The following is a 12,227-nucleotide window of genomic DNA, read 5'->3' on the forward strand; positions in this document are numbered from 1 at the left end:
TTGAGCCACGATGAGTTTCCGCCTGAAAGCTGCGATCTTAGCAGCCTTTGCCCTGTCCACCGCCGCTGCGGTGTCCGCTTCCGACATGTCGATCGCAGGTGAATCTGTCGCCTCGGTTGCTTCTCTTCCCCAGACGAACCACGCCGGTGCTAAGCCCGCTGTCGTCTTCGCCGCGCCGCGCGAAATCGCGCAGCCGCTGGCTTCGGCCCCCAGGGCCGACAATGGTTTTTCCACCGATTCCGATTTTCAGGCGAACAGCCTCGCTGCTCTGGTCGACGCCCAAGGCGAACCCGAGGAGCTGGACGGCGATATGAAGTGCCTGGCCGGAGCGGTCTATTTCGAATCCAAGGGCGAAAGCCTGGAAGGCCAGCTGGCCGTCGCGCGCGTGATTATCAACCGCGCCAAGTCCGGCCGCTTCGCCAGCAGCCTTTGCGGCGTCGTCTATCAGCCGAGCCAGTTCAGCTTCGTGCGCGGCGGCGGTATGCCCCCGATTCGCACGGAAGGCCGTGGTTGGCGGCAGGCCGTCGCCATCGCCCAGATCGCTGCCAACGACAGCTGGGACAGCCTGGCCGAAGGCGCACTCTATTTCCATGCGCGCCGCGTGTCGCCCGGCTGGGGCAAGGCCCGGCTGGCGTCGATCGACAATCACGTCTTCTATCGCTGAGATAGCCACCCATCGCTGGCGGAGCGCAGGCGAACGATATGGCGGGCCGGTTCGGGATCACCGAATCGGCCTTTTCTTTTGTTCCCATAATGTTCTAATAAGGGGCATGAGCACCGTTCCTGCAGATGCCTGTTCTCCGCTGACCGACGGCACTGCGCTGGCGGTGGCGCGGGGCACGCTGCGCCTCTTCTTCCGCCATGACATGAGCGGGATATTGGAAGTGCCGCTCCCCAATGGCCGGCGCGCCGACATCATGGCAATCGACGGTGCCGGGCGGCTCACCATCGTCGAGATCAAGTGCAGCCGCGCGGACCTGCTGGGCGACATGAAGTGGCCCGATTATTTCGATTATTGCGACCGCTTTTTCTGGGCGGTGCCGGCGAGGTTCGACCTGACTCTGTTCGACAGTGAGGCGCTTTGGCCCGCTCGCACGGGCCTGATCGTCGCCGACCAATATGATGCCGAACTGGTGCGGCCCGCGCCGGTCGAGCCGCTGGCGGCGGCGCGGCGCAAGGCGGAGACGCTGCGCTTCGCCCGGCGCGCGGCCCGGCGGCTGACCGCGCTTGGCGACCCGGATCATGCAGCGGAACTGGGATGGTAGAGACCAGATCATCCTCTCCCGCGCCGGGGGCGGATAATCTTGTCTCTGTACTATCGGGCTTTTAGGCGGTCAGAATACCGGACCCTGTACAGGTCCTGTCGGCTTGACGCCATTTCCCTTGGCGGCGTCCAGCGCTTCGCTGAGGCCGGGCGTGCGATTGTCGCGGGCCGCATAGTCGCGGGCGGACATGCCGGCGATGGTGTCGCGCTTGTCGGGGTTGGCGCCCTGCGCCACCAGCAGGCGGACGAGGCCGACGTCGCGCAGTTGCACCGCGCGGATCAGCGGCGTTTCGCCGCTGTCATTGGTCTTGTCGACCTGTGCCTTGTAGCTCAGCAGGGTACGCACCCCTTCCTCGAACCGGCCCTGCACCGCGTCCATCAACGGGGTGTTGCCGTCATTGTCCGTCAGGTTGGGGTTGGCGCCCTTGGCGAGCAGGAAGGTCAGCCAGGTCGCGTCGCGGCGGGCGACGATGATGTGGAGCGCATTTTCGCCGGTGGACACGTCGCGGCTGTTGATGACGGTGGAGCCGGGCTTCTGGATGAAGTCGGTGACTTTCTGCCCATCCTTGTCCTTGACCGCCTTCAGGAAATTATAATTGTCCGAAAACTGGGCCTGGGCCGGTCCCGGGACCAGCAGCGCCAGCGCCATCGAACCCAGGAAAGCGGAAAGGAACTTCGTCTTCATCTTGGCGCCCCGTTGCATTGCAAATCGCGTCCTAGCAGGGCATGGCTGGCCACGCCATGAACAAAGCCGTCTCCGCCTTCGCCCTGCCAATGCTCGCCCTGCTGGCCGCCTGCAATATGGGCGCGGGTGGCAACGGATCAAGCGGATCGAGCGAGCCGGGCGAATTGGCCGGCGCCAGGATCGGCGCGCCCTTCACCCTGACCGACCAGGATGGCCAGCCTGCGCGTTGGGACGATTACAAGGGGCAGTATCGCCTCGTCTATTTCGGCTACACCTATTGCCCGGATGTGTGCCCGGTCGACCTGCAAAAGATCATGCAGGCCTTCGCCCGGTTCGAGAAGGACAAGCCTGCGCTGGCGGCCAAGGTGCAGCCCATGCTTATCAGCGTCGATCCCGACCGCGACACGCCGGAGATACTCAAGACCTATGTCGCGGCCTTCCATCCGCGCCTGATTGGCCTCACCGGCACGAAAGAACAGATCGCGAAGGTCGCCAGGGATTTCGTGGTGATCTATAATCCGGAAAAGAGCAGCCCGGAAAAGACCGGCGGCACAAGCGACTATCTGGTCAGCCACAGCCGCACGCCCTATCTGTTCGATGGCGACGGCAAGCCGGTTGCGCTGGTGCCAGTGGATGATCCGGGCACGCCGGATACGGACGAGGGCGCACCTGACAAGGTGCTCGCCTTCCTTGAAAAATGGGTCAAGTGACGAACTTCTGGGACAAGCCCCTCGACAAGCTCGACCGTGCCGAATGGGAGGCGCTGTGCGACGGCTGCGGCAAATGCTGCCTGCACAAGGCCGAGGACGAGGATACGGGGCATATCTATCCCACCAATGTCGCCTGCCGCCTGCTCGACCGGCAGAGCGGACAATGCAGCAACTACAAGGATCGGCGCACATTCGTTCCCGATTGCGTGCGGCTGACTCCGACCAAGGTGAAACAGATCAGCTGGCTGCCCCGTACCTGCGCCTATCGGTTGCGGGGTGAAGGCTTGCCGCTGCCGGAGTGGCATTATCTGGTCTGCGGCGACCGGGAGGCGGTCCACCGCGCCGGGGAGTCGGTCCGCGGCTGGACGGTGGCCGAAGCCGATGCGGGCGATTGGGAACATCATCTTGTCGACCGAGACATTTGACGCGGCGATCCTGATCGACGGCGCCGCGATGCCGGTGCGGGTGCGCCGGTCCGCGCGGGCGCGGGCCTATCGGCTGACGATCGACAGCGCCCGCGGTGAATTGCGACTGTCGCTGCCTGCGCGCGCGAACCTCAAGAAGGCTCTGGGATGGGCGCAGGACCATGAAGCCTGGGTGCGCGCGCAGATGGCGAAGCAGCCGGTCGTGACGCAGCTGGCACATGGCGCGACCTTCCCGCTGGAGGGGCGCGAAATCGAAATTGTCTGGGTCGAGGGTGCGACGCGCACGATTCGCCTGGAAGGCGACCGGCTGCTGCTGGGCGGGGCGACGGAATCGGTCGGCGCGCGCGTCCAACGCTGGCTGGTGGCCCGCGCCAGGGCGGTGCTGGAGACCGAAAGTCATGAACTGGCGCGCGAGCATGGACTGATCGTCGCCTCGGTCGGCGTCGGCGATCCGCGCAGCCGTTGGGGCAGTTGCACCTCTTCCGGCGCGATCCGCTATAGCTGGAGGCTGATCCTCTGTCCGCCGGAGGTGCGGCGGGCGACGGTGGCGCATGAACTGGCGCACCTGCTGCACATGGACCATAGCCAGGCGTTCCACGCCGCGCACCGCCGTATCTACGGTGCCGATCCCCGGCCCGCGCGCGAATGGCTGCGGGCACATGGCGCGGGCCTGCATCGCTATCGGGGTTAGGGGATATGGCGCGCCGGAAACGCTATCTGACGGCGACCATGCCGGATGGCTATGTGAAGACGATCGGGCCGACGGCCGACCCCTTCACCCATTATTGGCGGATCGTCGCCGAACTGGACAATGGCAAGACCGAGGTGTTCTGGGGCCATACACGCTCCCTCGCCGAGGCGAAGAAGCTGAAGGGGCCGGCGGCCGACGGCGCGCGGATGCGGGGGTGGAAAAGCTACCGGTTCGAGATCGCCGAACTGGTCGAGACGCCAGCCTAGTTCCGGTGCGGCCAGGCGCCCGATGCGTCGCCCGGACAGTCATGCGCGACATCGCGCGGGTGGGGCAAGCCACAGGCGCGGCAGGTGACATAATCGCCGGGCTTGAGGCCATGCCCCACCGTCACCCGCTCGTCGAAGACATAGCAATCGCCCTGCCAGCGACTGTCAGCCTCCGGCATCTCCTCCAGATAGCGCAGGATGCCACCCTTGAGGTGATAGACCTCGTCGAAACCCCGCGCCTTTACCAGTGCGGTCGATTTCTCGCAGCGTATCCCACCGGTGCAGAACATGGCGATCCTGGGCGTGCGGTCTTGCGCCTTCAGGTCGGCGGCGAAATCGTCAAACCAGGCGGGAAAGTCGCGGAAGGAGCGGGTGGCCGGGTCGATCGCGCCATCGAAGGTGCCGCAGGCGACCTCATAGGCGTTGCGGGTGTCGATGACGACCGTCTCGGGATCGGCGATCAGCGCGTTCCATGCGACCGGGTCGAGATGCGTGCCCGCCCGGGTCGCCGGATCGAGGTCGCCGGCGCCCAGCGTGACGATCTCTGCCTTCACCTTCACTTTCATCCGGGCGAAAGGCGCTGCCTGCGCCTGCGAATATTTGACGTCGAGTTCGGCGCAGCCCGGCAGGGCGCGGATATGCGCGACCAACGCGGCGATGGCGTCGCCATCCCCGGCGACGGTTCCGTTGATCCCTTCCCCCGCCACGATCAGCGTACCGCAGGTGCGCAAATGGGCGCACAGCGCCTTGAGATCGGTTGCGATGGCCTGCGGATCGCCAAAGCGGGTGAAATGATAGAGGGCGGCGACGGTGTAGGACATGGCGCGCCTATAAGCGAACGGCCGGCCTCTTGAAAGCCGGGGCGGACAGGCGCATAGGCGGGACATGGTTCCCCTTTCGTTCGCAGGTCATGAGTTTCTGGCGCTGCCCGAGGCTGCGCTTTTCTGGCCGGATCAGGGCGCCTTGCTGGTCGCCGACCTTCATTTCGAGAAGGCGAGCTGGTATGCCCGTTTCGGTCAGTTTCTGCCGCCCCATGACAGTCAGGCGACGCTGGACATGGTCGAGGCGCTGGTGGCGCGGACCGGTGCCCGATCCGTTTTTTCGCTGGGAGACAGTTTCCATGACAGCGATGGTGCCGCGCGGCTCGACCGGAAAACGCGCGATCGGTTGATTTCCCTTACGGAAAGGGTGGACTGGACGTGGATTACCGGCAATCATGATGTCGGTGTCACGGCCATGCCGGGGGGAAGGCGGATGGCGGAGGCGGAGGTCGAGGGAATCCGGTTGAGGCATGAGGCGGAGCCGGACGATCCCCGACCCGAAATTTCCGGTCATTTCCACCCCAAGCTGCGCCTGTCGTTGCGCGGACGGCATGTGTCGCGGCGCTGTTTCGTGGGATCGGCAACCAAGCTGATCCTGCCCGCGCTGGGAGCGCTGACGGGAGGACTGGATGCGGGTCATGGGGAGATTCGCCGGGCGGTGGGACCGGGAGCGGCCGCTCTGGTGCCGGTCGCGGACCGGCTGCTGCGCTTTCCCTTATCGTAAAGCGACGTTACGGAAACCGGAAATTAAGCCGTGGCCGATAGGCAACACAGCATGATTATCCGCCCGCTTCATCGTTTACAACGCCCGGAAAAGCTGGGGTATCTTGCCTTGTCCCTGCTGTGGCAGCATAATCACCCGCATCCCGACGCGACAGATAGACGCGCGGGCCAGGAGAGGATCAGACCATCATGACAGACAAGAGTCTCTGGCTGACGAGCGTCGGTGCCGTTGCACTGGCCATGACCGCGCCGGCCATGGCGCAGCAGAGCGCCGCGCCGCAGGCAGCAGAGGAAGAGCCGGGCGCCGACATCATCGTGACCGCGACCCGCCGCGCCAGTCCCTTGTCCGACGTGCCGATCGCGGTGTCGGCGGTGGGCGCGCAGGCGATGCAGAATAGCGGCGCCAGCGACATCCGCACGCTGAACCAGCTTGCCCCCTCGCTCCTAGTTTCCTCGACCGGATCGGAAGCCAATGCCTCGGCGCGTATCCGCGGCATCGGCACGGTGGGTGACAATCCGGGGCTGGAAAGTTCGGTCGCGGTATTCATTGACGGCGTCTATCGCTCGCGGACGGGTGCGGGCCTCAACGAACTGGGCGAGATCGAACGAGTGGAGGTGCTGCGCGGGCCGCAGGGGACGCTGTTCGGCCGCAACGCGTCGGCCGGTCTCATCAACATTATCAGCAAGGCACCGGAAAAGACCTTCCATGCGAAGGGCGAGATAACCTACGGCAATTACGACTATTGGCGCCTGTCGGGTCGCGTGACCGGGCCGGTCGCCGAAGGCGTCGCGCTGGCGCTGGACGGCGTGTGGTCGAAGCGCGACGGTTTCTACAAGCTGGTGGACGCCAGCGGCGCGACGATCGGCGATACCAACGACCGCGACCGTTACTTCTTGCGCGGCCAGGCGTTGATCGAGCCGAACGACGCGCTCTCCATCCGCCTGATCGGCGATTATACCAATCGCGACGAAAGCTGCTGCGGGGCGGCCTATATAGAGGCGAGCGAACGGCGCCCGGCGGCGGGCGGCGGCTATACCACGGCCCCGTTCAACCGCATCACGGCCATTCTGGCGGGGCAGGGGAGTACCATCCCCGCCGATCCCTATGACCGGGAATTGTCCATCACGCCGGGTCGCGATTATGTCAGCAAACTCAGGGACTGGGGCCTGTCTGGTGAGGTGAATTACGACTTCGGGGGCGCCAAGCTGACCAGCATCACCGCCTATCGCGACTATAAATCCCGCGACTATGGCGATTATGACTATAATCGCGCCGACCTGCTCTATCGCGATCCCAACACCTATCGCCAGTTCAAGACCTTCACCCAGGAATTGCGGCTCCAGGGATCGGCCTTCGGCGACATGCTCGATTGGCTGGTCGGCGGCTATTATGCCAATGAAAAGCTGACCTTGCAGGACAATATCGTCTTCGGCGCGGATTATGGTCGCTTTGCCGCCTGCCGCCTGATGGCGGGCTCCAGCCTCAACAGCAATTTCACCGCGCAGCAACTGGCAGCCTGCGGCAGCGGTCTTGCCACCTCGGCGCTGATCACCGGCACCCAGGCCAATCTCAACAGCGGGCTGACCGCCGCCCTCATCGCGCGCGGCGTGCCTGCGGCGGTCGCGGCGGCGCAGGCCGGCGCAATCTCGACCGGCCTTGGCAATGGCCTGCGCGCGCTGTCCGCCATCCCCGCCGGCACCGGTGATGTCGCGTCGCTCTATCGCCAGAAAAGCGAGAATTGGGCGCTCTTCACCCATAATATCATTCATGTGACGAACCGGTTCGATCTGACGCTCGGCCTTCGCTACACCCATGAAAGCAAGCGTTTTTCTGCAGATCTCAACAACAATAACGCCACGTGCGCGGCGCTCCAGTCCTCGGCGCTGCCGGGGATCGCGACCAATGCGGCGCTGGGCAGCGCGGCGGCGCTCGCCGGGGGCATCCTGACCCTCGGATGCCTCGGCAACGGCTCCACCACGCTCAATGCGCTCGACCTTAATGACAAGATCAGCGATGGCGAATTTTCCGGTACGGCAGTGCTGTCCTGGAAGCCCATCGACGATCTGCTGCTCTATGGCAGCTATTCGAAGGGCTATAAGGCCGGGGGTTACAATCTCGACCGGTTCCAGCTGGGATCGACGGGCCTGAATGCCGTGCCCGCCGTCTTCGCGCCGCGCACCAACGCCGACGTCACCAGCCTGCGCTTCGCGGCGGAGAAGGTCGATGCGTTCGAAGTGGGCCTGAAATACAGCCAGCCCAAATGGAGCGCGAACATCGCCGCCTTCCGGCAGGAGTTCAAGAATTTCCAATTGAACACCTTCAACGGCACCAGCTTCGTCGTGCAGAATATCAATGGCTGCGATAGCGCCTTGAGCGCCACGCGCACCTGCGACAGCGGCGATGTCGGGCCGGGGCTGATCAGCCAGGGCATCGAGTTGGAACTGACCGCGACTCCGGCGCGCAATTTCCGCGTGTCGGGCGGCTTCACCTATGCCAGCGCCAAGTTCGCCAACCGGCTGGTGGGCAGCAGCGACGGCAGCGTGCCGCTCGACCCCGCGCTGTTCCTGCTGCCCGGCTCGATCAACAGCAACGCGCCCAAGGTCGTCACGACGGCCAGTGCCGCATGGACGCCGGAGATCGGGTCATCGGGTCTGTCCGCCCTCTTCTATGTCGATGGCCGCATGACCAGCGACTATAATACGGGGTCGGACCTGTTCCCCGAAAAGGCGCAGGACGGCTACGCCATCGTCAACGCCCGCGTCGGTATTCGCGGGCCGAACCAGCGCTGGGCAGTCGAATTCTGGGGCCAGAATATCTTCAACCAAGATTATACCCAGGTCGCTTTCTCCAGCCCGCTCCAGTCGAGCAGCCCGGCGACGTCGACTACCGGCCAGTTCGCGGCGGGCGCGCCGATGGCGAACCAGCTCATCTCGGCCTATCTCGCCGAACCGCGCACCTACGGCATTACCCTGCGCGGGAGTTTCTGAGCATTCCTCTCCCGCTCGCCGGCACCGGGCGAGCGGGGGAGGGCCTCTCCCCGAACAGTGCCGTGCCGACGCGTATGTCGGTCGCGCCCAGCATGATCGCCGTCTCATAATCGCCCGACATGCCCATGGAGAGGCGCGGCAGGCCTTCCTCCCGCGCCATCTTCGCCAGCAGCGCGAAGAAAGGCGCGGACTCGATGTCGGCGGGCGGGACGCACATCAAGCCCAGCAGCGGAATGTCGGCGGCGCGCGCGGCAGCGATCAGCGTGGCCGTGTCGGCAATCGCGCAGCCGCCCTTCTGCTCTTCGGCGCCGATATTGACCTGGATGAAACAGGGGATGCGCCTGCCCGCCACGTCCATCGCCCTGGCCAGCGCGGTCAGCAGGGAGGGGCGATCGAGCCCGTGGATCACGTCGAACAAAGCGACCGCCTCGGCCGCTTTGTTCGACTGGAGCTGGCCAACCAGATGCAGTTCGATGTCAGCAAATTCCTCGCGCAGGGCGGGCCATTTGTCCTGGCTTTCCTGCACCCGATTTTCACCGAACACGCACTGCCCGGCCGCGATCAGCGGGCGGATCGCGTCGGCGCCATGGGTCTTGGATACGGCGATGAGCTTGACATCATCGGCGGTGCGGTCGGTCAGGCGGGCGGCGCGTTCGATGGATTCGCGCACGGCGGCCAGGCGCTGGGCCGCGTCGCTGCTATCGGGGATGCTGGCGGTCGTCATGCGCGCTGCTATAGGCAGGGCCATGCACCGCCGCCACCGCAAAAAGCTGCCCGGCCTCTGGCTGATCACCGATGAGCGGGTGACGGACGATGCGCTGCTGGAGGCGGCCGAGCGGTTGCCGAAGGGCAGGGCGGGCATCATCTTCCGCCATTATCGCACCGAAAGGGACGGACGGCGGGCCTTGTTTGCTGCCGTGCGCGAGATCGCGAGGCGTCGGCGGCTGGTGCTTCTGCTGGCAGGGGACAGACGGGATGCCGCCGCCTGGAAGGCTGACGGCTGGCATGGCCATGGGAGGAAGCGCCTGGGGCGCGGCATGATCCGCAGCGCGCCGGCGCATGATGCCCGCGAAATGGCTGCGGCGCGTCTTGTGCGAGCGGATATGATCCTGCTGTCGCCACTTTTCCCAACCCGGTCGCATCCCGGGGCACGGTCTCTCGGCCGCGTGCGCTTCGCGGCGCTGGCGCGGGTGGCGGACGGGTTTGTCCTGGCGTTGGGAGGGGTGAACGCAGCGCATGAGCCCATGCTGCGTGCCATTGGCGCGAAGGGCTGGGCGGCGATCGATGGGCTGACACGTAGCCCGCCAGCGCGGAGAAAAGCCGATATTCCGGACTAGCCGCGCGCGCCGAGCATCAACCGATAGAAACAGCTATCTACCGCCATGCGGGGGAAAGTGGACGGCAGGCTATCGGCATTGACCAGGATAAATCCGTTGCGCTCGTAGAAGCGGTGGGCCGCCAGAAATGCATCGGTGGTGCCCAGCAGGACTTCAGCGACGCCGCGTTCCCGTGCAAGGTGGAGCAGCGCGTTAAGCAAGGCCTGGGCGACGCCGTTTTTCCGCCCCCGCCGGGGCGCGGCCACGAACATCTTGCGCAGCGCGACCCGGTCCGCGCCGATATCCTTCATCGCGATCGTGCCGACGATTCTGCCTTTCGCCTCTGCGACCAGAAAATCGCCTGTACCGCTCCGGTAGAAGGCCGGAATCTCGGACAGATCAGGCTGGTCCTGCGCGGTGATGTCGATGCCATATTCCTCGCGCTGGATCGACAGGATGAGGTCGATCACGCCCTGGGTGTCTGCGGGCGTGAAGCTGCGGATGTGAAAGGCGGTCATGCTGTTGGCTTAGCGGGGCGACCTGCCGGGTCAATCAGACTGCTGGCCTCGACAGGCGCGTATCCCTCACCCCTTGTACAGCGCGTCCAGCCGGTCAGCGTAGCGCTTGCGGATCACATGGCGGCGGATCTTCATCGAAGGCGTCATTTCCTCATTCTCGATGGTGAAAGGCTCATCCGCCAGAATGAAGCGACGGACGCGCTCGATTACCGACAGGTCGTCGTTCACCCTGTCCACCGCCGCGCGCAGCGCCGCCTGATAGGCGGGGTTGGCCGCGGCGGCGTCGGGCGCTATAGCTTGCGCCGACGCCCATTCGCGGGTCCATTCCGCGTCCGGTACGATCAGCCCGACCAGATAGGGGCGGCGGTCGCCATGGACCATGGCCTGGCCGATCTCGCTCTGGAGCGTGAGCATTCCCTCGATCTTCTGCGGCGAGACATTGTCGCCCTTGTCGTTGACGATCAGATCCTTCTTGCGGTCGGTGATTCGGATGCGGCCCCGTTCGTCGATCTCACCGATGTCGCCGGTGTGGAGCCACCCGTTCTTCAGCACTTTCTCCGTCTCGGCCGGGTTGCGCCAATAGCCGTGCATGACCAGTTCGCCGCGCACCAGTATCTCTCCATCCTCGGCGATCCTGACCTCTACCCCGTCCAGGGGCGGGCCGACCGTGTCCATCGCAATGCCGGCCGCGGGGCGGTTGCAACTGACCACTGGCCCCGCCTCGGTCTGGCCATAGCCTTGCAGCAGAGTGAGGCCCATGGCGTCGAAGAAGAGGCCGACATCAGGGTTGAGCGGCGCGCCACCCGACACCAGCGCCTTCATCCGGCCGCCGAAGCGCGCCCGGATCTTGGGTATAAGGGTGCGGGAGAGGAGTAGCTTCATCGGCAGATCGAGCACAGAGCCCTTGCCGGCCTGCTCCTTCGCCGCGATGCGCAGGGCCTGACCCAGCAGATAGGTTGGAAATTTCCCCTGCTTCTCGATCGACTTGATGATGCGGGTGCGCAGCACCTCGAACAGGCGGGGGACGACGACCATGATCGTCGGGCGCGCTTCCTCGATATTGGAAGCCAGCTTTTCCAGACCTTCCGCATAATAGATCTGCCCGGCCAGCAGCATGGGCAGGAACTGGCCGCCGCTATGCTCATAGGCGTGGGAGAGGGGAAGGAAGGAAAGGAATATCTCATCCCCCCAGCCGAAATCCTCCGCGACGATCTTGCCCGCCCCCTCCACATTGGCAAGGATCGCGCCATGATGCTGCATCACGCCGCGCGGCGCGCCGCCGGTGCCGCTTGTGTAGATGATGCAGGCCTGGTCGTTTCGGGTGGCGGTCTGGGTGACGGCGAAGGCATCGACATCGGCGGCACGGACGGCATGGGCTGCGATCAGATCGCTCCACAAATGGCAGGCGCAGCCGCCCTGCGCTCCGCGCAGAGGCTCCATGCCGATGACGAAGCTGGCTTGCGAGCGGACGACGGCGGGCATCAGCGCCTGCGCCAGCTTGGCGGTGGAGACGATGACGGCGCGGGCGCCGCTGTCGGTCAATATATGCTGATGATCGCGCGTCGTGTTGGTGGTGTAGGTCGGCACGGTGACACAGCCCGCCGCCATGATCGCGAGGTCGGCGATGCAGAATTCGGGACGGTTTTCGCTGACCAGCATTACCGGGTCGCCCGGACTCAGTCCTTGCGCCTTCAATGCTGCGGCGAGCGCGACGACCTGGCCTGCGACCTCGGCCCAGCTTTGGCTGCGCCATTGGCCGCCGCTTTTGCGCCAGAGGAAGGGGGCGTCACCCTTTTCGGCAGCGCGGGCGAAGAACATCG

Annotated in this window: 14 protein-coding genes; 9 read left to right on the forward strand and 5 right to left on the reverse strand. The window is 65.2% G+C overall.

The window, feature by feature from the left end:
- Window positions 1-10: 10 nt before the first annotated feature.
- Window positions 11-664, forward strand: coding sequence for a cell wall hydrolase (locus A7Q26_RS24105; RefSeq protein WP_066865818.1), 654 nt, complete (start codon window positions 11-13; stop codon window positions 662-664).
- Window positions 665-770: 106 nt separating this feature from the next.
- Window positions 771-1,265 (forward strand): MmcB family DNA repair protein, encoded by a 495-nt coding sequence (locus tag A7Q26_RS24110; RefSeq protein WP_066865821.1) that lies wholly within the window; start codon window positions 771-773, stop codon window positions 1,263-1,265.
- Window positions 1,266-1,334: 69 nt separating this feature from the next.
- Here A7Q26_RS24110 and A7Q26_RS24115 read toward each other — a convergent pair whose 3' ends face one another.
- Window positions 1,335-1,949, reverse strand: a complete 615-nt coding sequence (locus A7Q26_RS24115) for an ankyrin repeat domain-containing protein (RefSeq protein ID WP_157102680.1) — start codon at window positions 1,947-1,949, stop codon at window positions 1,335-1,337.
- A gap of 41 nt (window positions 1,950-1,990) precedes the next feature.
- Between A7Q26_RS24115 and A7Q26_RS24120 the strand changes: the two genes are divergently transcribed.
- Genes A7Q26_RS24120 through A7Q26_RS24135 form a run of 4 tightly spaced genes read left to right on the forward strand, consistent with a single transcriptional unit; the run spans window position 1,991 to window position 4,041 of the window.
- Window positions 1,991-2,659: an SCO family protein gene (locus tag A7Q26_RS24120; protein WP_066865828.1), complete on the forward strand. Its 669-nt coding sequence runs from the start codon at window positions 1,991-1,993 to the stop codon at window positions 2,657-2,659.
- Complete coding sequence (locus A7Q26_RS24125; RefSeq protein WP_066865831.1) at window positions 2,647-3,084, forward strand: YcgN family cysteine cluster protein; 438 nt, start codon at window positions 2,647-2,649, stop codon at window positions 3,082-3,084. The genes A7Q26_RS24120 and A7Q26_RS24125 overlap by 13 nt, the downstream gene beginning before the upstream one ends.
- Window positions 3,041-3,775 carry a YgjP family zinc-dependent metalloprotease gene (locus A7Q26_RS24130; protein ID WP_198163041.1) on the forward strand — a complete coding sequence of 245 codons (735 nt, stop codon included), beginning with the start codon at window positions 3,041-3,043 and terminating at the stop codon, window positions 3,773-3,775. The genes A7Q26_RS24125 and A7Q26_RS24130 overlap by 44 nt, the downstream gene beginning before the upstream one ends.
- A 5-nt stretch (window positions 3,776-3,780) precedes the next feature.
- Entirely contained in the window at window positions 3,781-4,041 is a 261-nt protein-coding gene (locus A7Q26_RS24135; RefSeq protein ID WP_066865837.1) for a hypothetical protein, read from the forward strand.
- Here the strand turns inward: A7Q26_RS24135 and trhO are convergent.
- On the reverse strand, window positions 4,038-4,862 hold the full coding sequence (trhO, locus tag A7Q26_RS24140; RefSeq protein ID WP_066865840.1) for an oxygen-dependent tRNA uridine(34) hydroxylase TrhO: 825 nt from the start codon (window positions 4,860-4,862) through the stop codon (window positions 4,038-4,040). The two genes, A7Q26_RS24135 and trhO, sit on opposite strands and share 4 nt — an antisense overlap.
- A 64-nt stretch (window positions 4,863-4,926) precedes the next feature.
- Here trhO and pdeM point away from each other — a divergent pair, with 64 nt between their 5' ends.
- Window positions 4,927-5,586, forward strand: coding sequence for a ligase-associated DNA damage response endonuclease PdeM (pdeM, locus tag A7Q26_RS24145; RefSeq protein WP_066865842.1), 660 nt, complete (start codon window positions 4,927-4,929; stop codon window positions 5,584-5,586).
- A 188-nt stretch (window positions 5,587-5,774) separates the two neighbouring features.
- Window positions 5,775-8,573 (forward strand): TonB-dependent receptor, encoded by a 2,799-nt coding sequence (locus tag A7Q26_RS24150; RefSeq protein WP_066865845.1) that lies wholly within the window; start codon window positions 5,775-5,777, stop codon window positions 8,571-8,573.
- Here A7Q26_RS24150 and A7Q26_RS24155 read toward each other — a convergent pair.
- Window positions 8,551-9,297, reverse strand: coding sequence for a YggS family pyridoxal phosphate-dependent enzyme (locus A7Q26_RS24155; RefSeq protein ID WP_066865987.1), 747 nt, complete (start codon window positions 9,295-9,297; stop codon window positions 8,551-8,553). The genes A7Q26_RS24150 and A7Q26_RS24155 overlap by 23 nt on opposite strands.
- 22 nt (window positions 9,298-9,319) lie before the next feature.
- Between A7Q26_RS24155 and A7Q26_RS24160 the strand changes: the two genes are divergently transcribed.
- Window positions 9,320-9,910, forward strand: a complete 591-nt coding sequence (locus A7Q26_RS24160) for a thiamine phosphate synthase (RefSeq protein ID WP_066865847.1) — start codon at window positions 9,320-9,322, stop codon at window positions 9,908-9,910.
- On the opposite strand, the gene A7Q26_RS24165 is transcribed toward A7Q26_RS24160, so the two are convergent.
- Complete coding sequence (locus tag A7Q26_RS24165) at window positions 9,907-10,407, reverse strand: GNAT family N-acetyltransferase (protein WP_066865850.1); 501 nt, start codon at window positions 10,405-10,407, stop codon at window positions 9,907-9,909. The two genes, A7Q26_RS24160 and A7Q26_RS24165, sit on opposite strands and share 4 nt — an antisense overlap.
- A gap of 66 nt (window positions 10,408-10,473) precedes the next feature.
- Window positions 10,474-12,225, reverse strand: a complete 1,752-nt coding sequence (locus A7Q26_RS24170) for an AMP-dependent synthetase/ligase (protein WP_066865990.1) — start codon at window positions 12,223-12,225, stop codon at window positions 10,474-10,476.
- Window positions 12,226-12,227: the final 2 nt, after the last annotated feature.

Origin of the sequence: Sphingobium sp. TCM1 (assembly GCF_001650725.1) — a bacterium.
GTDB lineage: Bacteria > Pseudomonadota > Alphaproteobacteria > Sphingomonadales > Sphingomonadaceae > Sphingobium.

Bases quoted from the DNA above. Each gene is read 5' to 3' on its own strand.
- A7Q26_RS24130 (WP_198163041.1), top strand. From the start codon at position 3,041: ATGCGGGCGATTGGGAACATCATCTTGTCGACCGAGACATTTGACGCG.
- A7Q26_RS24110 (WP_066865821.1), top strand. From the start codon at position 771: ATGAGCACCGTTCCTGCAGATGCCTGTTCTCCGCTGACCGACGGCACT.
- trhO (WP_066865840.1), bottom strand. From the start codon at position 4,862: ATGTCCTACACCGTCGCCGCCCTCTATCATTTCACCCGCTTTGGCGAT.
- A7Q26_RS24150 (WP_066865845.1), top strand. From the start codon at position 5,775: ATGACAGACAAGAGTCTCTGGCTGACGAGCGTCGGTGCCGTTGCACTG.
- A7Q26_RS24135 (WP_066865837.1), top strand. From the start codon at position 3,781: ATGGCGCGCCGGAAACGCTATCTGACGGCGACCATGCCGGATGGCTAT.
- A7Q26_RS24165 (WP_066865850.1), bottom strand. From the start codon at position 10,407: ATGACCGCCTTTCACATCCGCAGCTTCACGCCCGCAGACACCCAGGGC.
- A7Q26_RS24155 (WP_066865987.1), bottom strand. From the start codon at position 9,297: ATGACGACCGCCAGCATCCCCGATAGCAGCGACGCGGCCCAGCGCCTG.
- A7Q26_RS24120 (WP_066865828.1), top strand. From the start codon at position 1,991: ATGGCTGGCCACGCCATGAACAAAGCCGTCTCCGCCTTCGCCCTGCCA.
- A7Q26_RS24125 (WP_066865831.1), top strand. From the start codon at position 2,647: ATGGGTCAAGTGACGAACTTCTGGGACAAGCCCCTCGACAAGCTCGAC.
- A7Q26_RS24105 (WP_066865818.1), top strand. From the start codon at position 11: ATGAGTTTCCGCCTGAAAGCTGCGATCTTAGCAGCCTTTGCCCTGTCC.
- A7Q26_RS24170 (WP_066865990.1), bottom strand. From the start codon at position 12,225: ATGTTCTTCGCCCGCGCTGCCGAAAAGGGTGACGCCCCCTTCCTCTGG.
- A7Q26_RS24115 (WP_157102680.1), bottom strand. From the start codon at position 1,949: ATGAAGACGAAGTTCCTTTCCGCTTTCCTGGGTTCGATGGCGCTGGCG.
- pdeM (WP_066865842.1), top strand. From the start codon at position 4,927: ATGGTTCCCCTTTCGTTCGCAGGTCATGAGTTTCTGGCGCTGCCCGAG.
- A7Q26_RS24160 (WP_066865847.1), top strand. From the start codon at position 9,320: ATGCACCGCCGCCACCGCAAAAAGCTGCCCGGCCTCTGGCTGATCACC.